The sequence below is a fragment of the Amycolatopsis sp. lyj-90 genome, from assembly GCF_046549035.1.
In the GTDB taxonomy this organism is placed as follows: Bacteria; Actinomycetota; Actinomycetes; order Mycobacteriales; family Pseudonocardiaceae; genus Amycolatopsis.
In genome coordinates this window covers 456142-480364 of the sequence record NZ_JAJPWP010000002.1, presented here as the reverse complement: position 1 = coordinate 480364, position 24223 = coordinate 456142, and the positions used below count along the sequence as shown (strand labels likewise).

At 69.3% G+C, this 24223-nt stretch carries 22 protein-coding genes; 12 read left to right on the top strand and 10 right to left on the bottom strand.

Features of this window, described 5'->3' with window-relative positions:
- Window positions 1-4: 4 nt before the first annotated feature.
- From ACLJPX_RS07910 to ACLJPX_RS07895, 4 genes are all read right to left on the bottom strand, one after another.
- Complete coding sequence (locus tag ACLJPX_RS07910) at window positions 5-799, bottom strand: alpha/beta fold hydrolase (protein WP_410599446.1); 795 nt, start codon at window positions 797-799, stop codon at window positions 5-7.
- Between the two features lie 21 nt (window positions 800-820).
- Window positions 821-3070 carry a PQQ-dependent sugar dehydrogenase gene (locus ACLJPX_RS07905; protein WP_410600019.1) on the bottom strand — a complete coding sequence of 750 codons (2250 nt, stop codon included), beginning with the start codon at window positions 3068-3070 and terminating at the stop codon, window positions 821-823.
- A 237-nt stretch (window positions 3071-3307) separates the two neighbouring features.
- Window positions 3308-4072, bottom strand: a complete 765-nt coding sequence (locus ACLJPX_RS07900; RefSeq protein ID WP_410599445.1) for a choice-of-anchor P family protein — start codon at window positions 4070-4072, stop codon at window positions 3308-3310.
- 23 nt (window positions 4073-4095) lie between these two features.
- Complete coding sequence (locus tag ACLJPX_RS07895; RefSeq protein WP_101609072.1) at window positions 4096-4896, bottom strand: L,D-transpeptidase; 801 nt, start codon at window positions 4894-4896, stop codon at window positions 4096-4098.
- A gap of 285 nt (window positions 4897-5181) precedes the next feature.
- Here ACLJPX_RS07895 and ACLJPX_RS07890 point away from each other — a divergent pair, with 285 nt between their 5' ends.
- Genes ACLJPX_RS07890 through ACLJPX_RS07880 form a run of 3 tightly spaced genes read left to right on the top strand, consistent with a single transcriptional unit; the run spans window position 5182 to window position 8079 of the window.
- Window positions 5182-6264: an ABC transporter substrate-binding protein gene (locus tag ACLJPX_RS07890; protein ID WP_410599444.1), complete on the top strand. Its 1083-nt coding sequence runs from the start codon at window positions 5182-5184 to the stop codon at window positions 6262-6264.
- A complete protein-coding gene (locus ACLJPX_RS07885) occupies window positions 6251-7300 on the top strand; it encodes a FecCD family ABC transporter permease (RefSeq protein ID WP_410599443.1) in 1050 nt (349 codons plus the stop codon). Before ACLJPX_RS07890 ends, ACLJPX_RS07885 begins: the two co-directional genes overlap by 14 nt.
- Window positions 7297-8079 (top strand): ABC transporter ATP-binding protein, encoded by a 783-nt coding sequence (locus ACLJPX_RS07880; protein WP_410599442.1) that lies wholly within the window; start codon window positions 7297-7299, stop codon window positions 8077-8079. Before ACLJPX_RS07885 ends, ACLJPX_RS07880 begins: the two co-directional genes overlap by 4 nt.
- Before the next feature lie 9 nt (window positions 8080-8088).
- Here the strand turns inward: ACLJPX_RS07880 and ACLJPX_RS07875 are convergent, their stop codons facing one another.
- From ACLJPX_RS07875 to ACLJPX_RS07860, 4 genes are read right to left on the bottom strand one after another with little or no spacing between them, the layout of a single operon-like run.
- Window positions 8089-9411: an MFS transporter gene (locus ACLJPX_RS07875; RefSeq protein ID WP_410599441.1), complete on the bottom strand. Its 1323-nt coding sequence runs from the start codon at window positions 9409-9411 to the stop codon at window positions 8089-8091.
- A 33-nt stretch (window positions 9412-9444) separates the two neighbouring features.
- A complete protein-coding gene (locus ACLJPX_RS07870; RefSeq protein ID WP_410599440.1) occupies window positions 9445-10587 on the bottom strand; it encodes a M20 family metallopeptidase in 1143 nt (380 codons plus the stop codon).
- Window positions 10587-11264, bottom strand: a complete 678-nt coding sequence (locus ACLJPX_RS07865) for a DUF1028 domain-containing protein (RefSeq protein ID WP_410599439.1) — start codon at window positions 11262-11264, stop codon at window positions 10587-10589. The genes ACLJPX_RS07870 and ACLJPX_RS07865 overlap by 1 nt, the downstream gene beginning before the upstream one ends.
- On the bottom strand, window positions 11261-11683 hold the full coding sequence (locus ACLJPX_RS07860) for a RidA family protein (RefSeq protein ID WP_410599438.1): 423 nt from the start codon (window positions 11681-11683) through the stop codon (window positions 11261-11263). Before ACLJPX_RS07860 ends, ACLJPX_RS07865 begins: the two co-directional genes overlap by 4 nt.
- Window positions 11684-12108: 425 nt before the next feature.
- On the opposite strand from ACLJPX_RS07860, the gene ACLJPX_RS07855 reads away from it, so the two are divergent.
- Window positions 12109-13374 (top strand): flavin-containing monooxygenase, encoded by a 1266-nt coding sequence (locus tag ACLJPX_RS07855; protein WP_410599437.1) that lies wholly within the window; start codon window positions 12109-12111, stop codon window positions 13372-13374.
- 3 nt (window positions 13375-13377) lie between these two features.
- Here the strand turns inward: ACLJPX_RS07855 and ACLJPX_RS07850 are convergent, their stop codons facing one another.
- Together ACLJPX_RS07850 and ACLJPX_RS07845 are read right to left on the bottom strand one after the other, a co-directional pair.
- The gene (locus ACLJPX_RS07850; RefSeq protein WP_410599436.1) at window positions 13378-14289 is read right to left on the bottom strand and encodes a LysR substrate-binding domain-containing protein; all 912 of its coding nucleotides are present in this window, start codon (window positions 14287-14289) and stop codon (window positions 13378-13380) included.
- Window positions 14290-14305: 16 nt separating this feature from the next.
- Entirely contained in the window at window positions 14306-15067 is a 762-nt protein-coding gene (locus ACLJPX_RS07845; RefSeq protein WP_410599435.1) for an IclR family transcriptional regulator, read from the bottom strand.
- A gap of 55 nt (window positions 15068-15122) precedes the next feature.
- On the opposite strand from ACLJPX_RS07845, the gene ACLJPX_RS07840 reads away from it, so the two are divergent.
- The 8 genes from ACLJPX_RS07840 to ACLJPX_RS07805 all read left to right on the top strand — a co-directional run bounded on the left by ACLJPX_RS07840 (window position 15123) and on the right by ACLJPX_RS07805 (window position 24126).
- Entirely contained in the window at window positions 15123-16103 is a 981-nt protein-coding gene (locus ACLJPX_RS07840; RefSeq protein WP_410599434.1) for a 2-dehydro-3-deoxygalactonokinase, read from the top strand.
- Complete coding sequence (locus tag ACLJPX_RS07835) at window positions 16100-16702, top strand: 2-dehydro-3-deoxy-6-phosphogalactonate aldolase (RefSeq protein ID WP_410599433.1); 603 nt, start codon at window positions 16100-16102, stop codon at window positions 16700-16702. Before ACLJPX_RS07840 ends, ACLJPX_RS07835 begins: the two co-directional genes overlap by 4 nt.
- A 23-nt stretch (window positions 16703-16725) precedes the next feature.
- Window positions 16726-17874, top strand: coding sequence for a galactonate dehydratase (gene dgoD / locus ACLJPX_RS07830; protein WP_410599432.1), 1149 nt, complete (start codon window positions 16726-16728; stop codon window positions 17872-17874).
- A 5-nt stretch (window positions 17875-17879) separates the two neighbouring features.
- Entirely contained in the window at window positions 17880-19205 is a 1326-nt protein-coding gene (locus ACLJPX_RS07825; RefSeq protein ID WP_410599431.1) for an MFS transporter, read from the top strand.
- 11 nt (window positions 19206-19216) lie between these two features.
- Window positions 19217-20458: a sensor histidine kinase gene (locus ACLJPX_RS07820; RefSeq protein WP_410599430.1), complete on the top strand. Its 1242-nt coding sequence runs from the start codon at window positions 19217-19219 to the stop codon at window positions 20456-20458.
- Window positions 20455-21117 carry a response regulator gene (locus tag ACLJPX_RS07815; RefSeq protein ID WP_410599429.1) on the top strand — a complete coding sequence of 221 codons (663 nt, stop codon included), beginning with the start codon at window positions 20455-20457 and terminating at the stop codon, window positions 21115-21117. Before ACLJPX_RS07820 ends, ACLJPX_RS07815 begins: the two co-directional genes overlap by 4 nt.
- 101 nt (window positions 21118-21218) lie before the next feature.
- A complete protein-coding gene (locus ACLJPX_RS07810; RefSeq protein WP_410599428.1) occupies window positions 21219-22400 on the top strand; it encodes a glycosyltransferase 87 family protein in 1182 nt (393 codons plus the stop codon).
- Between the two features lie 106 nt (window positions 22401-22506).
- Window positions 22507-24126, top strand: coding sequence for a hypothetical protein (locus tag ACLJPX_RS07805; RefSeq protein WP_410599427.1), 1620 nt, complete (start codon window positions 22507-22509; stop codon window positions 24124-24126).
- Window positions 24127-24223: the final 97 nt, after the last annotated feature.

Below are 24223 nucleotides of genomic sequence, written 5' to 3'. Positions count from 1 at the left end.
CGTCCTACCGGTTGTCCAGATCGGTGTAGAAGTCGTTCAGCGCGGCCGCGCCCCGTTTCGGGTCCTGCATCATCCACCAGTGCCCGAGGCCGTCCAGGACGACTTCCCTGGCGTCGAACCGTTCAGCCGCGCGGTGGGCGAATTCCGGCCCGCCGACGTACTGGTCCTCCGTCGCGTTGATGACGAGCCCCGGACGGCGTTGCTCCTGGGGGAGCCCGGTGCCCCAATCGAACGCCGGGAGATCCGTCGCCGAGCGGTACAGAGCCAGAATGCACCGTCCCATCTCCGCACCGTCCGCGTTCGCCGTCGCCTCCGCCGCCGCGGTGGTCATCCCGGCCGCGACCAGCCCCGCCGCCAGATCTTCGGCCGGACCGCCGAACATCTGCCCGATCGCGGCTTCGCCGGCACCGGGTGTCTGCCAGGTCTGCGCGAGGTCGTGCCAGACGTAGTCCGGGTCGGTGCAGCCCGCCACGTCGTTGCACCAGGACCGGATGAGGTCGGGCCTGGTGGCGGCCACCCGCTGCACGTGGCAGCCGCCCCAGTCGTGCCCGACCAGATCGATCGGTCCGTCGATCGCTTCGAGTTCGGCGACGAGCCAGCGGAGATAGTCGTCCGCGGTCGCGCCGAACCCGTCGGGAACCGCCGCGCCGAACCCGGGCGGCGACAGCCTGACGACGTCTGTCCTCGCGAGTTCTTGGCGTAGCGGTTCCCAGATCGCGGCCGTTTCGGGAACTCCGTGGACGAAGACGACAGGCATGCTGACTCCGATGAACGCCGGGACACTGGTCGGTCCGGCCATCCTGGCACGGAAGGCGACGGTTCAGCAGGGCTGCAGCAGCCAGCAGAGCCGGTACTTCGCCTGGTAGGTCGTCGACGTCCCTGGCGCGACGATGTTCTGTGTCCGCGCGCCACCGTGTGCCCAACCGGTGTAGGCGTACTTCAGGTTGAGCGGTGGCACGTTCTGCGGGCTGTCCGCGCTGATCGAGTTGGTGGATCCGGCGATCACCGTCCGCGAGAACGGCGTGCGCTGCTGGGTCCCGCCGACGGTGAGCATCGCCTGATTCGGGCTGGAGGTGAAGTTCAGGGACACCGTCTTCGGCTGGAGGTCGACGGTCTTGGTACCCGTGCGGCCGCTCGAGTCGGTCGCGGTGAGGGTCAGCTGCAGATACGACGGGTACTCGTGGTCCGGCGCGACGAACGAGCCGGACGCGACGCCCGGGAAGTCCTGGACGTTGTGCGTATGGCAGGTGCCGTTGGCCGCGCAGTGCCGGATCGCGAGCCGCCAGGACAGCGCCGAAGGCGGTAGCTGCCCGTCCTGTGCGTCGACGGCGCGGCCGGAGAACGGCACGGTCTGGCCGACCGACCAGGTCAGCGCGCCGGTCGGGCTGTCGATGACCGGCACCGGGTCGAGGCCGACCGGGTTCCCGACGGTCACGCGCACGGTCGTCGTCGCGGCGGCGCCATGGGAGTCCGTGACCCGCAGACCGGCGTCGACGGCGGCGGCCGTCGTGTAGGTCCACGTCGGATTGGCGGCCGTCGAGTCGTCGTACGCGCCGTCGGCGTCGAGGTCCCAGGCGTAGGACAGCGTGTCCCCGGCGTCCGGGTCGGTGGAGCCGGTGCCGTCGAACTGGACCGACAGCGGCGCCGGGCCGCTCGACGGGGTCGCGGTGGCCACCGCGACCGGCGGCCGGTTGCTGCCGCCGGGATGGCTCACCCGGTGGAGTTCACCACTGCCCAGCGCGACGTAGAACAGGTCGCCACCCGGGCCGGTGAGCACCTGCACCGGTGTGTTGACGCCGGTCACGAAGGGCACCAGACGGCTCGCGTTCGGCTGGCCGCCGACGGTCTGCATGGCCCAGATGCAGCCCCGGGAGGAGTCGGAGAAGAACAGCGCGCCGGAGTAGTCGGCGGGGTAGTTGCTCCCGGATTCGAAGGCGATGCCGCTGATCGACGAACCTCCGGTGGGACAGGGGTCGCCCGCCACCACCTTGGCGTTGTGGTTGTAGGCGTAGTAAGGCGCGGCCTGCCCGCCGGAGCTGTACAGGGACTCGCACCGGTCGAGGTTCGCGCCGTCGTAACCCGCTTGCCGGGTGGTGCCCTCGAAGCAGGGCCAGCCGAAGTTCTCGGCCACGCTGTCGCCGACGTTGGCGACGCGGTTGATCTCCTCCCAGGTGTCCCAGCCGACGTCGCCCGCCCACAGCTCACTGGTTCCCGGCCGGAAGCCGAACCGGAACTGGTTCCGCGCGCCGTAGGCGATCACGCGCCGGGCGTTGGCGTCGGTGCTGCTCGCGAACGGGTTGCCGGCCGCGCCTTCGCCGGTGTCGGGGTCGAGGCGCAACAGCGCGCCGTTGAGCAGCACCGGCTGCCCGGCGGGGCGGCGAGGCGACTGCGAACGCAGCGCGCCGCCTTCCGCCGTCGGCGGCGTGAGGTTCGTCCCGGCGGGCGAGGGCGGGTCGGCGCAAGGGTTCTCGACCTGGCCGTAGTCGGCGAAGTTGAAGCTGGCGCCGTCGCCGCCGCCCGCGTACAGGGCGCCGTCCGGCCCGAAAGCGAGAGCGCCGACCGAGTGGCTGGGGAACTGCTGGCACCAGCCGGTGACCAGCGGCTTCTCGCTGACGGCCGTCCCGGCCGGGCCCATGGTCAACTGGGACACGCGACCGGTGACGACGCAGCCCTTGTTGGTGGCGCCCGGCGGGGTCGGGCAGGTGTCACCCCAGCGCGGCGCGGTGCCGCCGGGCACCGCGTCGAGGGTGTAGGACACGTAGACGTACGGCCTGGCGGGGAAAGCGGGGTCGACGGCCAGTCCGAGCAGGCCGCGGTCCCAGAAGTCCTGTGTCTGCGGGCGGAGATCGGCGAAGACCGTCGGCGTCGTGTCGGTGAGCGAGTCGAAGACCTTGACCAGGCCGCTCTTCTCGGCGATGAACACCCGGCCGTCCGGCGCGAACGCGGTGGACGTCGGCGAGCTGAGCCCGCCGATCGCCACCGTGTCGGTGAAACCGGCCGGCACCGCGGCTTCGGCGGGCGCCACGGCGACGACAGCGACCGCGAGGGCGCCGACGAGCGGGCCGACCACGCCCACCGCCAACGCGCGTCGTGATCTTCGCGGGAACAATGCTCTTGCTGAGAACAGCGGACGACGAGAACCCATCACACGACTCCTCCTGCGCAGGGACCGGAAAGAACGCGGTAGCTGTTCCCTATGGCGCGAGAAGCCCGAAAGTTGTTACGGCTCTACGAGAAATGCGCACAAAACGCTAAAGAGAAGGGCCCCGTCCGGCCGGACGGGGCCCTTGACGACGATCGAGGCGGGTCAGCCGGTGACGTCGAGGTGGGCCTTGACCGGGGTGGGGGTGGGGGCCTTGCCGTCGGCGGTGGGCTTGTCGCCCGCGGGCTTGGCGGTGGTGGCCGAGGTCGGCGGCGCGCTCGGCTTGCCGCTCGACGGCTTGCCGGTGCTCGGCTTGCCCGTGGGCGGCTCGGTGGTCGAACCGTCGCCGCCACCCGCGGCGCAGGTCACCGAGGCGAGGTCGAGTGTCTGGAAGCCGTCGACGCTGATCGACAGCGCGGTGACCGTGATCGAACCGTCCTTGTGCTTGACCTGCTTGTTCAGCGTGACCGAAGCCAGCCCTTCGACGCCGACGGCGGTGTTCGGCGCGGCGGCGACGTCGAGCTTGACACCTCCGATGCTCGCCTTGGCGAGCGACGAAGACCCCTTGCCGCCCTTGCATTCCGCCTGGATGGCCGACGCGCTGACCAGCGGCTTGCCCTGCTTGCCGCTGAGCCCGCCGAGGTTCACCTCGACGTCCTTGACGCTGGCCCTGGCCGCGCTCTCGCCCGCCTGGGCGTTGAGCAGGGTGACCTTGACCAGTTGCAGCGGCAGGGTGAACTCCGCGAGCGACTTCTGCCGGAAGCCGTCCGAGCCGTCGACCGCGGGGACCGGGTCGATCTTCAGCAGGCCCGAGGCGGACAGGGCGAACGCCGAGCTGCCGTGGCCGGCGGCGCCTGCCGAAGGGGCGATGACCGTGAGCGCCACCGCGCTGAGGGCGATGCCGCCGACGAGAGCTTTTCTGGTGAACAAATCACTACCCTTTCGAGAATTGTTCAGACGATGTTGACAATGGCGCCCAGCGGAACCTTCACGAGCTCGTCGAGCGCCGCCTTCGGCACGCGAATGCAGCCGTCGCTGTTCGCTTGGCCCTGGAAACTGTCATTCGGCCACGTGTGGATGCCGACCGTGCCGGGACCGCCGCCGAACGTCTCGTGCGATTCCGAATGCGCGCTCAGCGGCAGGACGATCGGGCTGTACTCGTTGACGGTCTCCTCGATGGACGCCAGCAGGAACGCCCGGCCCTTCGGGGTCGGGTACTCCGGCTTCCCGGTGCCGATCGTCCACTTGCCCAGCGACTCGCCGGACCGGGTGAGCTCGAGCGAGAAGGCCGCCCTGTCGACGTTGATGGTGTAGTCGTTCTGGGCAATTTCGACGCGCGCCGGGTCGAGGTGCACCCAGCCCGCGGACGCGTTGGGCCTGGTCGGGAGCAGGATCTCCGCCCACGGGCCCTGTTCGGCGATCACCGGGACCCAGGTCGGGGAGCCCACCTGGACCGACGGGAGCTTGGCGACGGCCTTGCCGCCGACGCTCTGGTAGACGACGAGGTCGTCCTTGGGGTGCACGACCTTGCCGGTGGCCGCGGCACCGGAGTCCTTGGCCGCGTCGGCGAGGGTGCCGAACGTGGTGGCCTCGGGCAGCAGGGTCAGGTCCTCCTGGCCGACCGCGGCCGGGACCGGGGTCACCGGATCGGCGCCGCAGCCCGCGGCCAGCAGGACGATCAGCGCGGCGAAACCGCGAATTCGTGCCCGGTTGCGCTTTCGCGGCCGGGGATGGGCGACATCACAGCTTTCCATACATCCCAATCCCTGAACGAGGAGAATTGACCAGCAGGCAAAGAATGTGTGGCCTGATCAGGCGACGCGACGAGAGCGTAGCGCCACCGGAATACCCGGTGAATCCGGGCCGCGTAAAGAATCTTGACAACGCCTTTTTGTAATGCGCGGACGAAAGCGCGAAGAAGAAATTCGCATACGCGGATGTGATCCCCAGGAGCGGGCGGCCCGTTCGGAGCGGCCCGGCCGCGACGCCGGAGCGCCGGGCCCGGGAACTTTCCGCCACGTCCGCGCGACCTTTGGGACATGTCCTCTTTTGACGGCGCCCGCCTGACCCGGTGCGTCCTCGTGGCAGGCGTGCTGCTCGCGGCCTGTGGCATCGGCAAACCGGCGCCGATCGCCCAGCAGGCCGACGTGGGCCTGCTGCCTCCCGCCGTGGCGAAACCCACCTCGTACCCGCTGACCATCGACAACTGCGGGCGGAAGGTCACCTTCGACGCGCCGCCGAAACGCGTGGTGCTGCTCAACGGCACGTCGGTAGCCGAGGTGGAGAGCTTCGTGGCCCTGGGGATCCAGGACCACATCCTGGCCAACAGCCAATCCTACGAAGTGTCGGACGAACCGTCCTTCGTGTACAAGATCAAGGCGATCCCGAAGGCGAACCTGAAGCTCAACGAGAACTTCGAGGTCCCGCGTGAGCAGGTCCTCGCCCTCAAGCCGGATCTGGTGATCTCCACCTGGGCGGGCGGGTTCGACGACAAGGTCGGCTCGGTCACCCGCGATCAGCTCGACGCGGCGGGGATCAAGAGCTTCGTCACGCCGTCGAACTGCGCGTACGGCGATCCGAACGCCCGGCCGGAAGACAAGGAGCGGTACGGGAAGCAGTCGGTCGAGTCGTCGTCCGAGCTGCTGCTGAGCCTTGGTGAGATCTTCGACGTCCAGCAGCGCGCCGCCGACCACGTCAACCGGACACGCGCCGAAATCGCCGCCGTCCAAAAGGAAGTGGCGGGCAAGGAGCGCAAGAACGTCCTGGTCGTCTACCCGGGGATGTCGATGATGAACAACAACGGCCTGCCCGCGGTGTTCGGCGGCGGGATCTACGACGACATCGTCGGCCGTGCCGGTGGCGTGAACCCGTTCGCGGGCAAGACGAGCACCCAGCTCGCCGAGATCAACGCCGAAGCGCTCGCCGCCGCACCTGTCGACGTGCTGGTGATCGGGTTGTTCCAGCCGGGGGAGAAGCCGGACGTGCTGGCCCAGGAGCTGTTCGCCAAGTTCCCCGCCTGGCAGGCGTCGAAGACCAAGACCTTCACCAGCGTCTCCGACAGCATCTACCTCGGCCCTATCAACGCGATCGCCGTCCGGAAGATCGCCGATGCCGCGCGTTGACCAGCGGCGGACACATCTGGTGCAAGGTAAGGGTTTCACCCTCCTGCTGGGCGGACTGACCGTCGCGCTCGCGCTGGCCGTGGCGTTCTCCGTCGGCATCGGCACGGTCGACGTCCCGGTCGGGCGCGTCCTCGCCGTCGTGTGGGCCCATCTGACCGGTGGCACCGAGGGCCTCGACCCGTTGACCGATCAGATCGTGTGGACCTTCCGCACCCCGCGCGTACTGCTCGCGGCGGTGGCGGGCGCCGGCCTGAGCCTGGCCGGTCTGTGCCTGCAGACCCTGGTCCGGAATCCGCTGGCCGACCCGTACACCTTCGGCGTCACGGCCGGCGCGTCGCTCGGCGCCGTCGTGGTGATGACGACCGGGATCGCGGCGGGGATCGGGGTCGCCGGTGGCGCGTTCGTGGGCTCGTCCCTGAGCCTGCTCGTGGTTTTCGTGATGGCGCAACGCGGCGGCAGGCTGATCGGCACGAGTCTCGTCCTCGCCGGGGTCGCCGTCGCCTACCTCGGGATGGCGGGGACCGGCCTGCTGCAACTGCTGATCGATCCGTCGGAACTGCGCGGAGTCATGTTCTGGCTGCTCGGCTCGGTCGCCGGAGCGTCCTGGTCCGATCTCGCGATCCCGGCGGCCGCGACCGCGGTCACCGGGCTGTGGCTGGCGAGCCGGAGCCGGATGATGAACGCGCTCGCGACCGGCGAGGACACCGCGGCCGGGCTGGGTGTCGACGTCGACCGGTTGCGCGTCCTGTTGCTCGTGGCGGCGTCCCTGCTGACGGCGACGGTGGTGAGTGTCGCGGGCGGCATCGGTTTCGTGGGGCTGGTGGTCCCGCACGCGGTGCGGCTGGTCGTGGGACCGGACCATCGCAAGGTGATCCCGGTGTCCTTGCTGGGGGGAGCGGTCTTCCTGGTGCTTGTCGACCTCGCCACCCGCACGGTGAACAAACCGAACGAGATGCCGATCGGCATCTTCACCGCGGCGCTCGGCGCGCCGTTCTTCCTGATGTTGCTGCGTGGCCGGAGGAGATCGCTGCGGTGAAGATCCAGATCCAGGGCGTGTCCGTGACGATCGACGACCTCCCGATCCTCGGCGACGTGAGCGTCGAGGTCGGAACCGGAACGGTCACCGGGCTCATCGGCCCCAACGGTTCCGGCAAGAGCACGTTGCTGCGTTGTGTGTACCGGGCGTTGAAACCGGTGCGGGGGTCCGTCCACATCGGAGAGTCCGACGTCTGGCGGGGCACCGCTCGCGAGGCGGGGCGGCGGACGGCCGTCGTCGTCCAGGATCACGATCTCGACAACGGTTTCTCGGTCGAGGAGACCGTCCTCATGGGACGGACGCCGCACAAGGGGATCCTCGAACGGGACAACGGCGGCGATCGTGACATCGTGCGGGACGCGCTGGACCGGGTGGGGATGGCCTGGGCCGCGCGCCGGGTCTTCACGCGGCTTTCCGGCGGTGAGCGGCAACGGGTCCTGGTGGCGCGGGCGCTCGCGCAGAAGACACCGGTCCTGCTGCTGGACGAGCCGACCAACCACCTCGACATCGGTGCCCAGCTCGGCCTGCTCGATCTCGTCCGCGAGCTCGGGCTGACCACCGTGGTCGCCCTGCACGACCTCGACCACGCCACCACCTACTGCGATCGCCTGGTACTGCTCGAAAAAGGCCGGGTCCTCGCGGCAGGGCCGCCCGAGGAGGTGCTGGAGCCGGAGCGGGTCGCCGAAGTGTTCGGAGTGCGCAGCACGATCGTGCCGCATCCGATCACCGGCCGCCCGCATTTCGTCACCGCCGCCGGGACGTCGCAGCTCGTCGACTGACGCCCGGAGTCAGTCTTCCTTCTGTGACAAGGACTTTCCGGCCGTCTCGCGCATCGAGAAGGCCGCGACGAGCCCGACCGCGGCGGCGACCATGAGGTACGGGCCGGGGACGAGGGTGCTGCCGGTCGCCGAGATCAGGACGGTCATCAGATACGGCACGGTCCCGGCGAACAGGGCGGCGGTGAGGTTGTAGGCGATCGACAGGCCGCCCTGGCGGGTCCGGGTCGGGAAGATCTCCGCCGACCACACCGCGTAGGTGCCGAGGATCGCGGCGAGCACGACACCGAGCGTGAGCCCGCCGATCCACGTTCCCGTGAGTCCCGTGCGCATCACGAGATACGCCGGGGTCGCCAGGACGAAGAGCGCGATACCCGCGCCGAGCAGGACCGGCCGTCGTCCGACCCGGTCGGAGAGCCGTCCGAAGGCGGGGACGAGGACCAGGGCGAGGAGCGAGATCACGGTGGACAGCAAGGCGGCGTCACCGGCTGAATGGCCGAGGTGGTCGGTCTCGTAGGTGACCAGATAGGTGAGCACCGCGTAGAACGGCACGTGCATCATGGTCATCAGACCGGCGGCCTGGAACAGCTGCTTCTTGTTGTCACGGAACAACTCCCGGACCGGACTGCGGGGCACGTCACCGGTCGCCTCCAGCGCGCGGTACTCGGGGGTGTCCTCGATCTTGGTGCGGATGACGAAGCCGATGATCCCGAGCGGCGCCGCGAGCAGGAACGGGATCCGCCAGCCCCAGGACGCCAGCTGGTCTGCCGAGAGACCGAGCGACAGCAGCAGGAACACGAACGACCCGGCGAGGAAGCCCAGCAGGGAACCGACTTCGAGCCAGCTGACGCCGAAACCGCGGCGGTGGCGCGGCGCGTACTCGGCGAGGAAGCTCGCCGCGCTCCCGAATTCGCCGCCCGCCGCGAAACCCTGCAGCAGCCGCAGGAAGACCAGCAGCAGGGGAGCGGCGATCCCGATCGTCGAGTACCCGGGCAGGAGGCCGATGACCAGGGTGGCGCCGGACATCACGAAGATGACGATGGACAGCGTGCGCTTGCGGCCGATCCGGTCGCCGAGCGGCCCGAACACCAGCGCCCCGATCGGCCGGATCCCGAAGGAGACCGCGAAAACGCCGAAGACGGCGAGCAGACCGGCGGTGGCGTCGCCCGCGGGGAAGAACACCGACGCGATGGTGCTCGCGAGATAGGCGTAGGCGGCCCAGTCGAACCAGTGCACGAACACCCCGACGGCCCCGGCGGCGATGCTGCGGCGCAGCATCGCGGGGTCGGTGGCGGTGGTGACGAACTCGCCGGGGGGAGAGTCCTGCGTGGTCATGATGCCTCCTTGAACCATGTCGCGCGAAGACGGTCAGGCGGGTTGCCTGACGGCACTGGCCCGGTCCGCACCGGTCCAGGCCAGTGCGATCGCGCCGTCGAGCAGCGCGCGTTCGGCCTCGCCGCCGACGCAGTGCGCGGCGAACTCGCGCTGGTGGTTGATCGCGGGCAGGGAGCCGATGCCGATGTAGGGATGGATGGCGGGCACGACCTGCGAGACGTTGCCCATGTCGGTCGACGCCCGGTTCATCCGGGACGCCGTCCCGCCCGTCGCGAACTCGCGGCCGAGCTCCAGCGCGTTGGCGCGGTAGGCGGCCAGTGCGGTCTCGTCGGCGCGGAACTCGGCGTAGGGCCTGCTCTCCGGCTCGACGCTCAGTTCGCAACCGGTGGCCAGCGCGCCGGCCTCGAACGCGCGCAGCACGCGCGGCTCCAGCTCAGCGAGCTCCGCCAGCGTCTCGGCACGCACGTACCAGCGGCCGGTCGCGTGCTCGGGGATCGCGTTCGGGGCGTCACCGGCGTGCGTCACGACTCCGTGCACGCGGGCCGAGGCCGGAAGATGCTGCCGCAGCAGGCCGATCGCGACCTGGGCGACGGTGAACGCGTCGGCCGCGTTGATCCCGGCCTCCGGGTACGCGGCGGCGTGCGCCGACCGGCCGCGGTAGGAGATCTTCGAGTGACTGACGGCGAACGGCCGCGCCTCGGCGACGTCGACGGGCGCGGGATGGACCATCATCGCCAAGTCGACATCGGCGAAAGCGCCGCGGTCGAGCAGCTCGATCTTCCCGCCGCCGCCCTCTTCCGCGGGCGTTCCGTAGACCTCGACGGTCAGCCCGGCGTCGTCGGCGATCGCGGCCAGGCCGAGCGCCGCGCCGATCGAGCTCGCCGCGATGAGGTTGTGGCCGCAGGCGTGGCCGAGGCCGGGCAGCGCGTCGTACTCGGCGCACAACGCGATCCGGGTCGGGCCACCGCCGAAGCTCGCGTGGAACGCCGTGTCCAGGCCCAAGTATTGGGACGTGACGGCGAAACCGGCGCGGTCGAGCAGCTCCGGCACCATCGCGGCGGCACGGTGCTCCTCCCAAGCGGTCTCGGGGTCGGCGTGCAACCGTCGCGAAAGTCGGATCAGCTCGTCGGCGTGGCGATCGACCTCGGCGCGGGCCGCGTCCTTCGGCGTCGTCATCATTCGTCGCCCGGCACGCCGTAGGACGGCGCCGCACCGGGGTCGAGCGCGCGGGTCACGTAGTCGTCCCGCTGCGGGAGCCAGACGTCGAGCAACTCGGCCAGCCGGTCGATCGGGTCGTCGGCCCAGTCCACACGCAGATCGGTGACACGCCAGTCCACCCCGGACACCACCACGAGACCCGCGGAGCGAACGGGACCTTCTTCGCCGCCCGCCGCGAGACCTGCCTTCAGCGCGGTGACGAGTCGCTGTTCCAGTTCGCCGGTCGAGGAAAGAAAGGCGTCCACAATGGACTGCGGGATGTGTTCGCCCGACAGCATGTTCCCCGCGGCCACGACACCGTCGGCGGTCGCGGACGCGTGCTTTCCGAGCGTCTTGGCGCCGCTGTAGGCGAAGCCGGGCCCGGCCGGGCCGAGCACGGTCAGCTGCCGGTACTCGACGCCGGACGTCGCCGTGACCACCTCGGACAGCGCCCGCTCGGCGTCACCGTGCTCGGCCAGCCTGTCGAGCAGGCGCCCGCCGAGCCGCGGATCCGTGATGTTCTGCGAAGAGGCCGCGCCGACGCCGGGCACCAGATGCGCGACGCGGGCGGCGACGGCGGGGCTGGATGAACTGGCCGCGACACCGAACCGCACGGTGCCATCGGAGACCTCGCGGCCCACGATCGAAAAGGTCATTTCCCCTCCTCCGGGATCACCGCGACGGCGTCGATCTCGCACAGCCATTCCGGCCGCGCGAGCGCGGACACCACCACGCCGGTCGAGATCGGGTGCACACCCTTGGTCCAGCGGCCGACCACGCGGTAGACGTCTTCGCGATAGCGCGGGTCGATCAGGTAGATCGTGAGCTTGACCAGGTGCTCCATCCGGCTGCCCGCTTCTTCGAGCAGCAGCTTGATGTTGGCCATCGCCTGCTCGGCCTGCGCGGCCGCGTCGCCGATCCCGACGGACTCGCTGGTGTCGAGGTCCTGGCCGATCTGGCCGCGGACGTAGACCGTGCCGTTGGCGACGACGGCCTGGCAGAGGTCGTTGTCGAGGTTCTGCTCGGGATAGGTGTCGCGCGTGTTGAACGGGCGGATGCGGCGATGGACGGTCACTGCTCGGCCTTCCCTGGAAGAGGGGCGGCCCGTCGGACGCGGGCCCCGTCGCCACAGCGTGCCGCCGGTATCGGTGTTCTGTACAGAAGATCTTTCAGGAGCAATGCATCGATAATTCAGATGCACGGGGCGGGTAGGGGGTGGTCACTTCGGGACCGCAGTGTCCGTGAAGGACTCCCTGAGGGACCCAGGGTCCCTCGAACTTCCCCTCACGCGCCCCGGAACAGCTCCTTGGTCACAGCGACCTCACGTACTTCAGGCGACCAGGGTCCCGAGTCCGGGCCCAGGTGACATCGCACGCGCTCATCGGCCACGACCAACCCGACCACCCCCTAAATCAGCAAATCAGATCTTGAAGGAAGAAAACATCTGTTGGACAAAGGCAACACCTCACGGCCACGATCCAAAGGAACGCAGCGAAACGGATGACGAACCTGGAGGTCTGGATGCCGAGCCAAGAGGTGGAGGCTCTCGTCGTGGGTGGGGGCCAGGCCGGTCTGGCGATGAGCGAGCACCTGAGTGGCCACGGGGTGCCGCACCTCGTCGTGGAGCGGAACCGGATCGCGGAGCGCTGGCGCTCGGAGCGGTGGGACTCGCTGGTCGCGAACGGCCCCGCTTGGCACGACCGTTTCCCCGGGCTGGAGTTCGCCGGTCTGGAACCGGACGACTTCCCCACGAAGGACCGGGTCGCCGAGTATTTCGAGGCCTACGCGGAAAAGATCGCCGCGCCGATCCGGACCGGGGTCGAGGTGACGTCGGTCCGGAAGAACGAAGGACGGCCGGGTTTCCAGGTGGAGACTTCGGACGGGATCGTCGAGACGCGCTACGTCATCGCGGCGACCGGGCCTTTCCAGCGGCCGGTGATGCCGCCGATCGTGCCCGAGGGCGCCGGGATCCGGCAGCTCCACTCCAGCGGCTACCGCAATCCCGGGCAGTTACCCGAAGGAGCGGTGCTGGTGGTCGGCGCCGGGTCGTCGGGCGTGCAGATCGCCGAAGAACTCCACCGGTCCGGGCGCCGTGTGTATCTCTCGGTCGGCCCTCACGAGCGGCCGCCGCGCAGGTATCGCGGCCGCGACTTCTGCTGGTGGCTCGGCGTCCTCGGCAAGTGGGACGCCGACACCCCGCCGCAGGGCGCGGAGCACGTCACCATCGCGGTCAGCGGAGCGCGGGGCGGGCACACGGTCGACTTCCGGGCCCTCGCCGGGATGGGGATCGAGCTCGTCGGCTTGACCTCTTCGTACGACGACGGCGTTCTCCGCTTCGCGCCGGACCTCGCGGCCAACCTCGCCCGGGGCGACGCGGGTTACCTCGCGACTCTCGACGAAGCCGACGCCTACGTCGTGCGCAACGGACTGGACCTGCCCGAGGAACCGGAGGCCCGGGTGCTGGGGCCGGATCCGGACCGCGTCACCGACCCCATCCTCGAACTCGACCTCGCCGCCGCCGGAGTCCGGTCGATCGTCTGGGCCACCGGCTTCGCCACCGACTACGGCTGGCTGCGGGTCGACGCGTTCGACGAGAACGGCAGGCCGGACCACCGGCGGGGGGTGTCCGCCGAGCCCGGCGTGTACTTCCTGGGTCTGCCCTGGCAGGCGCGCCGCGGCTCGAGTTTCATCTGGGGGGTGTGGCACGACGCCAGGCTCGTGGCCGACCACATCGCGACCCATCGCGCCTATCTGCGGTACCGGTGATCGTCAGCGGGTGTAGTGGGTTCGGCACAGCTCCCGGAACTCCTGCGCCCGCCGGGTGAGCCGGGCGCCGCGCATCGAAGCGACGACGATCTCCAGTGCCGGGACGACGTCGGTGAGCGCGAGCGGGACGGCTTTCGAGCCCGAGTACGTGGTGTCTTCCGGCGGGCGCTGGTTGAGCAGGGCGAAGCCGTGGCCGGACGCGACGAGCGAGCGGACGGTCTCGTAACCGGTGCTGCGGTGCCGGATCCGCGGTTCCACCCCGGCGTCACGCAGGATCGCCAGCAGGTATTCGCGGCTGTTCGGCAGGTCGAGCAGCACCATGGGTTCCTCGGCCAGGTCGTGGAGCGACACCTTGCGGCTTTTCCTGCGCGCGAGCCGGTGCCCCTCGGGGACGAGGGCGTACGGGGCGGCGCTGCCCACGACTTCGCGATCGATGTCGTCGTCGAGGTCGTAGCCGTAGAGGAGGGCGAGTTCGGTGCCGCCGGAACGAAGGGCCGTCTTCAACGCGTGATGCTCGCCTTCACGCAAGGACACGTGCACCTTCGGATGCCGGGCTTCGAATTCCGCCAGCAGGCTGGGCAACCGGAACGGCGCGAGGGTGGCGAAGCAGCCGACAGTCAGCGTTCCCACCAGTTCGGTGCCGGACTGCCGCGCCGTCTCGACCAGCTCGGCGCCGTGGGCGAGGAAATTCAGCACCCTCTTGTAGAACGCCTCACCCGCCGTGGTCAGGCTGAGCCCGCGGGCGTGATGGCGCAGGAGGAACTGCACGCCCATTTCCTTCTCCAGCTGCGCGATCGCGGTCGACACGGCCGACTGCGAGACCACGAGCTCCTTCGACGCGGCGGTCATGCTCAAATGCCGGGCCGCCGCCTCGAAGTAGCGCAGCTGCACGAGGGTGAAGGACGGTTCGCTCATGGAGGCATCCTGCCTTTCAGTGATCGCGGTAGCCGAGGCCGGCGGAAACCTGTTGTGCCGCACGCCCGACGACGCGGTTCAGGCCGCGCATCCGGGCGGTGGGCATGTACGGCCGTGTCGCCGAAACGCTGACGGCTCCGGCGATCGCGCCGGTGGCGTCCCGGATCGGCGCCGCCACACAGCGGATCCCGGGTTCGTTGTCCTCCAGGTCCATCGCCACCCCCGCCTCCGCGTATTCGCGCATCCGCGCCAAGAACGCGTCGACGTCCTCCGGATGCACCTGGCCGGGTTCCACGGGAGCCTCGGTCTGGTACAGCTCCTGCCACTCCGCCGCGGAGTCCAGTAGTAGCGCCATGCCGACACCGGTGCGGGTCAAGGGCATCCGGTGCCCGATCCGGGAGCGCATCTCCGCGCCCCGCGAGCCCGGCAGTTTGTCCAGGTACAGCACCGAGTCCCCGTCGCGGACGGCCAAATGCACGGTGTCGCGCAGCTGGGCGGCCAATTCCTCCAGTACCGGCCGCGCGACCACCGGCAGCGGACTGCCGTGCAAGGCATGGAAACCCAGCTCGATCAGGGTGGGCCCGAGCATGTAGCCGTCCCGGCCGCTGCGCAGGTAGCCCTCGCTCACCAGCAGCTGGACGAGCCGGTGCGCGGTGCTGCGGCCCAGTCCGGTGCGCTCGACCAGGGTGCGGAGATCGGCCGCGCCGCCGGCGACGGCGCGGATCACCGCGAGCCCGCGGGCGAGGGTCTGGGTGCCGGGCGGCGCTGTGTCGGCCATCCCGCGATCCTACATATAGGGACGGTGTTCGCATTATCGGGAAAGCGCCCGCACGATGTCGCTCGTGACGGACACTGGACCCGCCTTGATCGCGCTCGACTGGGGAACCTCCGGTCAGCGTGCCTGGCTGCTCGGCGAGGACGGCGAGATCCTGGACGCCCGCAGCGCCGGGCGCGGCCTGCTCACCACGACCGAGGACGTGGACGTCCGGGACCCGCGAGCGCGGGCGGCCGCCTACGAGGCGGCCTTCCGTAAGACTTGCGGTGACTGGCTCACGGCGTTCCCCGCGCTCCCGGCCATCGCGTCCGGCATGGTGGGCAGCGCGCAGGGCTGGACAGACTCCGGCTACCGCACCGTCCCGGCGAGAGTGGACTTCACCTCGCTCGTCCCCGTGCCGCATCGCGACGGCGTGCTCCACCTCGTGCCCGGACTCCGGATCCCGTCCGGGGAGGGCCCGGGTGACGTGATCCGCGGTGAGGAAACACAACTGGTCGGCGTGCTCGAAGCGCTCGGCGATCCTCGCGAGCCGGTCACGGTCGTGCTCCCGGGGACGCACGGCAAATGGGTCCGCGTCGAGGACGGGCTCGTCACGGACTTCGCCACCGCGATGACCGGCGAGCTGTACGGAATGCTGATCGCGCACGGCATCCTCTCCCGGACCGCCGCCGATCCCGTCCGCGACGACGCCGCGTTCCTGCGCGGTCTCGCCGCCGGACGGCGCTCGCGAGGGCTCGCCACCGAGGCGTTCGGCGCTCGCCCGCTCGTACTCGACGGCGTGCTGGCTCCCGCTTCGCTTCCCGACTACCTCTCGGGCGTGCTGATCGCCGACGAGGTTTCACACCTGCTGCGCGACCCGGAAATCCCCGTGGTGCTGTGCGGCGCCGGTGACCTGTGCCGCCGCTACACCCTCGCCCTTGCCGACAGGGGAGTGGAGGCCACCGTGCTGTCCGAAGAGATCACCGCCCGGGGACTGTGGCGCCACGCGAGGGCCGCCGGGCTGCTCGAAGACCGTCTCGAAAGGACACTGAAGCCGTGACCGGTTTGATCGCGATCCTGCGCGGAGTGACCCCGGCCGAGGTCGTCGGTGTCGGTCAGGTGCTCGTCGACGCGGGATTCCCCGCCATCGAGGTGCCGCTGAACTCCCCGGAACCGTTCGAGAGCGTCCGCTTGCTCGCCGGTGCTTTCGGCGACCGGTGCCTGATCGGCGCGGGCACGGTGCTCACCTCCGGCGACGTCGGACGCGCAAGGGAAGCCGGGGCGCGGATGATCGTGGCGCCCAACAGTGATCCGGCGGTGATCTCCGCCGCCGTGGCCGCGGGGATGACGCCGTACCCCGGCGTGGCGACGCCCACCGAAGCCTTCGCCGCGCTGGCCGCGGGCGCACGGCATCTCAAGCTCTTCCCCGCCGGTTCCGTCGGGATCGAGGGGATGAAGGCGTGGCGCGCGGTACTGCCACGCGAGGTCGGACTGCTGCCGGTCGGCGGAGTCGACGCAACGAACCTGGCGGCCTGGGCCGCCGCCGGAGCCGCCGGAGCGGGACTGGGTTCCTGTCTCTACCGGCCGGGTGACGGCCCGGACGCCGTCGCCGTCCGGGCTCGAGAACTATGCCGGGTCTGGCAGCAGGCCAACGGCTGAACCGTCGCAGGGATGGGGAAACGATGAAGATCACGTCAATGACGACATATCAGGTGCCGCCGCGCTGGTCGTTCCTGAAGATCGAAACCGACGAGGGTGTCACCGGATGGGGCGAGCCGGTCCTGGAGGGCCGGGCCGCGTCGGTGGCCGCCACCGTGGAGGAGCTTTCCGACTACCTGATCGGCAAGGATCCGGCGAGGATCGAGGATTTGTGGACGGTCCTCTATCGCGGCGGGTTCTACCGCGGCGGTGGTCTCCACATGAGCGCGCTGGCCGGAATCGACCAGGCGTTGTGGGACATCAAGGGCAAGGCGCTCGGCGTGCCGGTCCACGAACTGGTCGGCGGCCGGGTGCGCGACCGGATCAAGGTGTACTCGTGGATCGGCGGCGACCGGCCGTCCGAAACCGCCCGCGCCGCGCGCGAGGTGGTGGATCGCGGGTTCAGCGCGGTGAAGATGAACGGGACCGAGGAACTGTCCTATCTGGACACCTGGGACAAGGTCGACCGCTGTGTGGCCAACGTGGACGCCGTGCGCCAGGCCGTCGGCCCGAACATCGGCATCGGGGTGGACTTCCACGGCCGCGTGCACAAGCCGATGGCCAAGGTCCTGCTGCGCGAACTGGAGCCGTACCGGCTGATGTTCGTCGAGGAACCGGTGCTGTCCGAGCACGTCGACGGGTTCGCGGAGGTCCTCCGCAACTCACCGATCCCCATCGCGCTCGGCGAACGGCTTTTTTCCCGGTGGGATTTCAAGGCGGTGCTGGCTTCGGGCGCTGTCGACATCATCCAGCCGGATCCGTCGCACTGCGGCGGTATCACCGAAGCGCGCAAGATCGCGCACATGGCCGAGGCCTACGACGTCGGCCTGGCCCTGCACTGTCCACTCGGGCCGATCGCGCTGGCGGCCTGCCTCCAGATCGACGCGGGCTGCTACAACGCGACGATCCAGGAACAGAGCCTCGGCATCCACTACAACACGGGTAACGATCTCCTCGACTACGTCACGGACCCGTCGGTGTTCGCCTACGAAGACGGACAGGTCGCGATCCCCGGCGGGCCGGGACTCGGCATCGAGGTCGACGAGGAGTACGTCGCCGAACGCGCGGCGGAGGGACACCGCTGGCGGAATCCGGTGTGGCGGCACGCCGACGGCTCGTTCGCGGAATGGTGAGCGCGATGACGACCTCCGTCCACTCAGGACTCGCGACGCGGCCGTCCCGGTACCGGATGCTCATCGCGGTGATGCTGTTCGTCACCGTCGTCATCAACTACCTCGACCGCTCGAACCTGTCGATCGCGATGCCCGCGATCGCCGGTGAGCTGGACCTGTCCAAAGCGGAACAAGGCCTGCTTCTGTCGGCCTTCGGCTGGACCTATGCCGCGTTGCAACTGCCCGGTGGCTGGCTGGTCGACAAGATCCCGCCGCGGCTGCTGTACCCGGCCTGCCTGATCCTGTGGTCCCTCGCGACCTTCTTCATGGGCGTGATCGGTGGTTTCGTGGCGCTGATCGCGTTGCGGCTGATGGTCGGCGTCTTCGAGGCGCCCGCCTATCCGATCAACAGCAAGATCGCGACCGTCTGGTTCCCGGAGCGCGAACGCGCCACGGCGATCGGTTTCTACACCTCGGGTCAGTTCATCGGCCTGGCCCTGCTGACGCCGGTGCTGTCCTGGATGCAGGCGATCCTGTCGTGGCACTGGGTGTTCATCGCCACCGGTCTGGTCGGCATCCTCTGGGCGGTGCTCTGGTACGCGAAGTACCGTGAGCCGCGCGAATCGCGGGCCAACGAGGCCGAGGTGGAGCTGATCCGCTCCGGGGGTGGCCTGGTGGATCTGGCGGCCGAGCGGCCGGAGCGGGCGCGGATCACGCGCGCGGACCTGGCGACCGTGCTGGGCAGCCGGAAGCTGTGGGGCATCTACTTCGGCCAGTTCTGCCTCACCTCGACGCTCTGGTTCTTCCTCACCTGGTTCCCGACGTATCTCGTCGAGTACCGGGACATGGACTACATCAAGTCCGGCTTCCTGGCGTCGTTGCCGTTCATCGCGGCACTGGTCGGCGTGCTGGCTTCCGGTGTCTTGTCGGACTTCCTGGTCCGTCGCGGCGCCTCGCTCGGCGTGGCGCGCAAGGGCCCGATCATCGCGGGCCTGGTGCTGAGCACGGTGATGGTCGGGGCCGGTTTCACTGACTCGACGACACTGGTCATCGTGATCCTGTCGGTCGCCTTCTTCGGGAACGGTCTCGCGTCGATCACCTGGTCGCTGGTCTCCGCGCTGGCGCCGCGGCGGCTGCTCGGGCTGACCGGGGGGATGTTCAACTTCATCGGGAACCTGTCGTCGATCGCCACCCCGATCGTCATCGGCCTGATCGTCACCGATGACAGCTTCGCGCCCGGCTTCGCCTACATGACCGTGATCACGATCGCCGGGATCCTGTCCTACGTCCTGCTCGTCGGCAAGGTCGAGCGGGTCGCCGAGACTACGCAGGGTGAGTCGATCCGAGGGTAGGGTGACGCCTGATGATCGACCGACAGCGCCTACGGGTGTGGTGGGCCGCCCTGCTCTACACGGCGTTCACCGGAACCGACGCCCCGCCGAAGCGTTCGGCGGGGTTGCGCTGGCTGCGCCGTCTCACGATCATCGGATGGGCATTCTGGTCCGGCTTCGTCACGTTCTCGACCGTTTCGGTGTCGCCGCCCGCGAAGACGTTCAACGTGATCGTCACGGTGCTGCCCTGTCTGCTCGCGGTGCGCTCGCCGTTGTGGGGATGGCGAACGCTGATCGTCGGCATCGTGACCACCCCGTCGACCTTGCCCGGTATCTCCGGCTCGTGGGGATGGCATTGGGCGCCGGGCCTCGCGCTCACGGCGGCGCTCGTCTTCTACCTCGTGGGGGAGAGCAACGACCAGGCGGAACTCACCTGGGCGGGCTTGATCTCGTTCGCCGCCGCGGCGCCCTTCGTCCGGGACTGGCGCGACGCGGCACTGCTGGTGATGCTGGGCGGAATAGCGTTCTTCCTCGGCAACACGGTGCGCCAGCGCAGACTCGCCGAAGAAGAACGCGCGGCTCAACAGGAACGCAGGCTCGCCGAAGAGACGCGGGCGGCGCTTCTCGAAGAGCGCGCGGGGATCGCGCGGGAACTGCACGACGTGGTCGCGCACCACATGTCCGTGCTCGCGCTGCGTGCGGACTCGGCGCGGTTCCGGTTCGCGGACAAGGACAAGGCCGATCTCGAAGCCGAGATCTGGCGGGAGTTCGCCGACCTGGCCGGGACCGCCAGGGAAGGGCTGACCGAACTGCGCAGGCTGCTCGGGGTGCTCCGGTCCGAGGACCACGCTCTGCTGGTCGCGCCGCAGCCGGGGCTGGCCCGGGTGGTCGAGCTCGTCGACGGGGTCAAGGCCGCCGGCACGTCGTGCGGGCTCACTCTGCGGGGCGACCTCGACGCGGTTCCGGTGGGGGTCGCGTTGTCGGTGTTCCGGATCGTGCAGGAAGCACTCAGCAACGCGATCCAGCACGCCCCCGGAGCGTCGATCTCCGTCGAACTCACGGCAGGTCCGGGTTCTGTCGGCCTGCTCATCGAAAACGGTCCCGGAGAGGGTCCGAAAAGGACTGAACAGGCAGGCAGCGGGCACGGTTTGGTGGGGATGCGAGAGCGGGCCGCTATGCTCGCCGCGGATCTCGAGCTGGGGGAGAGGCCGGACGGCGGCTTCCTCGTCGCCCTGACCGTTCCGCTCGATCGTGAGGAGCATCCGAACCCGTGATCTCGGTGGTCATAGCCGACGACCAGACCATGGTCAGGCAAAGCTTTCGCGCCGTGCTCGACGCGCAGGCCGACATGCGGGTGGTCGGAGAAGCCGCGGACGGGATCACCGCCGTCGCCCTGTGCGCCGAACTCGAACCGGACGTCGTGCTGATGGACGTGCGCATGCCCGAACTCGACGGTCTCGAGGCGACCCGGCGGATCGTGGCGGGACGGCAGGAAGTCCGCGTGCTGATCCTCACCACCTTCGACATCGACGAGTACGTGTTCGGCGGACTGCGGGCGGGCGCGAGCGGGTTCCTGCTGAAGGATTCCCCGCTGGACGACCTGGTCACCGCGGTCCGGGTGATCTCCGCGGGCAACGCGCTCTTCGCGCCCACGATCACCCGGCGCCTGATCGGCGAGTTCACCCGGACCCACGCGTCGGCGCACGCGGGCCCTTCCCTCGTGGCCGACCTGACCGCCCGCGAGACCGAGGTGCTCCGGCTGATCGCGCGCGGCCTCTCCAACGCGGAGATCGCCGAAGCGCTGGTGATCGCGGAACAGACGGCGAAATCCCATGTCAGCAGGGTTTTCGCGAAGCTCGGGGTGCGCGACCGCGCGCAAGCGGTCATGGTCGCGTACGAAGCGGGGCTCGTCGTGCCGGGCACCGCGCCCTGATACCGGGGTAGGGGTCCGGCGGGATCGGGTACCGGGGTACCGGCGCGAAGACGGAACCCCGGGGCGATGTCCCCCGGTACGTTTCCGGAGATCGTTTCCCCATGAAATGGTCGCAAGCGTCGCGCGTCAACCAGGCGCCGGTCATCGTCGGCGGAGCGATGGCCGTACTCGCCCTGATCGCGCTCGGCTGGTGGATTTCGGACACCCCGCTCGGCATCGATTCGGCGGTCTACCGGGCCGGCGGGTACGCCGTGGTCCACGGGGAAAGTCTCTATTCGCCGCTACTCGCGCTTCCCGGCTGGGCACTGGACCTGCCGTTCACCTATCCGCCGTTCGCCGCGCTGCTGTTCACTTCGCTGACAGTGCTGCCGACCCAGCTGTGCTGGGGCCTGCTCGCGCTGGCGGCCGCGCCATCCCTCTACGTCGCGCTCCGGCCGTTCGCCGATCGCGCGCACCTTCCGCTCCTGCTGCTCGGCGCCTTCGCGCTGCAACCGGTGTGGCAGACCATCGGCCTCGGACAGGTCAATCTCGTCCTGATGGCCGCGGTGGTGGCGGACATGGTCCTCCTGCGCGATTCCCGCTATCGCGGAATCGTGATCGGGATCGTCGCGGCGATCAAGCTGATCCCGCTGATCTTCATCGTCCATCTCCTGGTGGTCAGGCGCTTCGCTGACGCGGCCCGGGCGCTGGCGACCTTCGCCGGTGCGACGGCGTTCGCGCTGGTCGTCCTGCCGGGGGACTCCGTGCGGTACTGGACCTCGGCGATCTTCAACGCCCACTTCGCCGCGACGAAGGGCTGGGTGGGAAACCAGTCATGGCAAGGATTCGTCGCCCGCACGCTGCCGGAAGGCGGGGTGGCCACGGTGGTGATCGTGGCGGCCTTCGCGGTGCTGGCGATGTGGCTCGTGCACCGGCTCCACCGCGCGGGCGACGACCGTGCCGCGCTGCTGGTCACCGCCGGATGCTCCCTGCTCGTCAGCCCGATCTCCTGGACTCACCACTGGGTGTGGGTGGTGCCCGCGCTCGGATACCTCGCAGCCAAGGGGCTGCGCGGGGCGGCGATCGTGGTCGCGGTCCTGTTCACCGGCTGGACGGTCGCCGTGGTTCCCGGCGGCGGTGGCGCCGAGCGCGACTGGAACCTCGCGGAGGCGCTTGTCGGCAACGGGTACCTGGGCGTTCTCGTCGTTGCGGGGGTTTTGCTGACCGGCCGGATGCTCACCCTCCGGAAAGACGCCGGATCCGGGCCATCGGGGCGGATGTATGGCAGATTGAGACAACCGTGAACGAGCTCCACCGGATACCGCCCGGCGCAGGGATCGAGAACTATCTGTGGGTGATCAAGGACGTGGCACCGTCGACCGTCTGACGAGGAAGCCGCCCTACCGCCTGTTGCTCGTCGTGCGCAACGGAGCGACGCTGGATCGGTTGCTCAGCCTTTTGCAGGTGCTGCGTGAGGACGTACCTGAAATCCGCTTCACCATCGAACCCGGATCGGTTTTCGATCAAGGGCTGTCCCGCCACATCGAGAGTCGTGGCTACGAGGTTCTGGCTTGGCAAGAAGCGACCGAGTCCAGCTTCGACGTGATCCTGGCCGCTCACGCGTCGTGGCAGCTGGCCAGTCTGCGCGGCTACCTCGTCGTTTGCCCCCACGGCGCCGGTTACAACAGGTTGGTGCCCGGCTCCACCGGGTCCGACACCGTGGCGACCGGTCTGGTCCGCAGCCAGCTGACGCACGACGGCGAGGTGATCCCCGATCTCATCTACGTGTCCCACGCCGAGCAGATCGACAGGCTGAGCGAAAGCGTGCCGGAGGCGGCGGAACGCGCGGTCGTGCTGGGAGACCCGGTCTTCGACCGGATCGCGGATTCCGAGGTCCTGCGGAGCCGTTTCCGGCGGCAACTGAACGTGACCGAGACTCAGAAACTCGTGGTGGTGAGCTCGACTTGGGGACGGTACGGGACGTTGGGCACCCGTGAAGACCTGATTCCCAAGCTGCTCGCTCAGCTTCCCGTCCACGAATACCGCCTGCTGGTCATTCTGCATCCGAACGTGTGGGCGGGTCACTCGGCGGGTGAGGTCAAACTCTATTTGCAGGATTACTGCGACAGCGGATTGATGTACGTTCCTCCGCACACGCCGTGGGAGGCGGGCATCATCGCCGCGGACCTCCTGCTCGGTGATCACGGATCCGTGACCTACTACGGAGCCGCACTCGGGCGACCTTACCTGTTGGTCGCCGACGGCCGAGCGGAGCTCGATCCTGTTTCGCCGCCGGCGCTGCTCAGCGGCGGAAGTGCGTACCTCGACCTCGGGCAGGGCCTGCTGCCGCAGATCGAGCGCAACCTGGCTCCTCCCGATCCGGCCGAGGTGACCGCGGTGGCCGAGGCGATGTTCCAGGAACAGGGCCGTTCCTGGGAGATTTTGCGAAACGGCATCTTGCGAGCCGCGGGGAGGCCTGTTCCGCGAAGGGCGCCTCGCGTAGTCCCGGTGGGCGACCCCGAGGTACCCCCTGGTCGTCCGCTCACGGCTTGGATGGTGCTGGCGAAGGTCGACGATCCCGGAAGCGGCCCGACGGTCGCCGTCCAGTGTTTTCCGCGAATCGCAGCCGAGCGTTTCGCCGATCTCAGCGAAGACTATCTCCAGGTCACAACCGAGGGTGAGACCGATCGACTGGTGCGGGAAAACAGCGAAGTGATCGTGCACGTGGATCCGGTCTCCCCGGCGGTCGGTGAGAAATGGGCGGCAAGTATCTTCGCGCGCTATCCCGGTGTAGGGCTCGTGGGGTACGCCTTTCCGGAAGGCAGCACCCTGAAGTGGCGGGATGGGCCCAGTGTCCGGGTCGACCACCCTGACGTGGTGGTGGGGGCCGCGGCCATCCATTGCTGGCGGGTCAACGGGTACGCGCTCGACGAGGTGGCGTCCCTCGAGGTCGACCTGGGGAGCGCGCAGGTAAAGCTCGTCATGACACCCCTCGCGCACTCGAACGGGGTGCGAGTGAATGGGTACTGAGCCAGGGACTGTCCTTAAGGGACTCATTTCACGGTGTAGTTGCCCGGTCTGGATGCTTTGCGTGCTTCGCGACGGGCTCGTGAGTGGCAAAGAGGGT

Bases quoted from the DNA above. Each gene is read 5' to 3' on its own strand.
- ACLJPX_RS07840 (WP_410599434.1), top strand. From the start codon at position 15,123: ATGTCGCTCGTGACGGACACTGGACCCGCCTTGATCGCGCTCGACTGG.
- ACLJPX_RS07825 (WP_410599431.1), top strand. From the start codon at position 17,880: ATGACGACCTCCGTCCACTCAGGACTCGCGACGCGGCCGTCCCGGTAC.
- dgoD (WP_410599432.1), top strand. From the start codon at position 16,726: ATGAAGATCACGTCAATGACGACATATCAGGTGCCGCCGCGCTGGTCG.
- ACLJPX_RS07875 (WP_410599441.1), bottom strand. From the start codon at position 9,411: ATGACCACGCAGGACTCTCCCCCCGGCGAGTTCGTCACCACCGCCACC.
- ACLJPX_RS07845 (WP_410599435.1), bottom strand. From the start codon at position 15,067: ATGGCCGACACAGCGCCGCCCGGCACCCAGACCCTCGCCCGCGGGCTC.
- ACLJPX_RS07910 (WP_410599446.1), bottom strand. From the start codon at position 799: ATGGCCGGACCGACCAGTGTCCCGGCGTTCATCGGAGTCAGCATGCCT.
- ACLJPX_RS07865 (WP_410599439.1), bottom strand. From the start codon at position 11,264: ATGACCTTTTCGATCGTGGGCCGCGAGGTCTCCGATGGCACCGTGCGG.
- ACLJPX_RS07895 (WP_101609072.1), bottom strand. From the start codon at position 4,896: ATGGAAAGCTGTGATGTCGCCCATCCCCGGCCGCGAAAGCGCAACCGG.
- ACLJPX_RS07810 (WP_410599428.1), top strand. From the start codon at position 21,219: ATGAAATGGTCGCAAGCGTCGCGCGTCAACCAGGCGCCGGTCATCGTC.
- ACLJPX_RS07855 (WP_410599437.1), top strand. From the start codon at position 12,109: ATGACGAACCTGGAGGTCTGGATGCCGAGCCAAGAGGTGGAGGCTCTC.
- ACLJPX_RS07850 (WP_410599436.1), bottom strand. From the start codon at position 14,289: ATGAGCGAACCGTCCTTCACCCTCGTGCAGCTGCGCTACTTCGAGGCG.
- ACLJPX_RS07820 (WP_410599430.1), top strand. From the start codon at position 19,217: ATGATCGACCGACAGCGCCTACGGGTGTGGTGGGCCGCCCTGCTCTAC.
- ACLJPX_RS07870 (WP_410599440.1), bottom strand. From the start codon at position 10,587: ATGACGACGCCGAAGGACGCGGCCCGCGCCGAGGTCGATCGCCACGCC.
- ACLJPX_RS07885 (WP_410599443.1), top strand. From the start codon at position 6,251: ATGCCGCGCGTTGACCAGCGGCGGACACATCTGGTGCAAGGTAAGGGT.
- ACLJPX_RS07890 (WP_410599444.1), top strand. From the start codon at position 5,182: ATGTCCTCTTTTGACGGCGCCCGCCTGACCCGGTGCGTCCTCGTGGCA.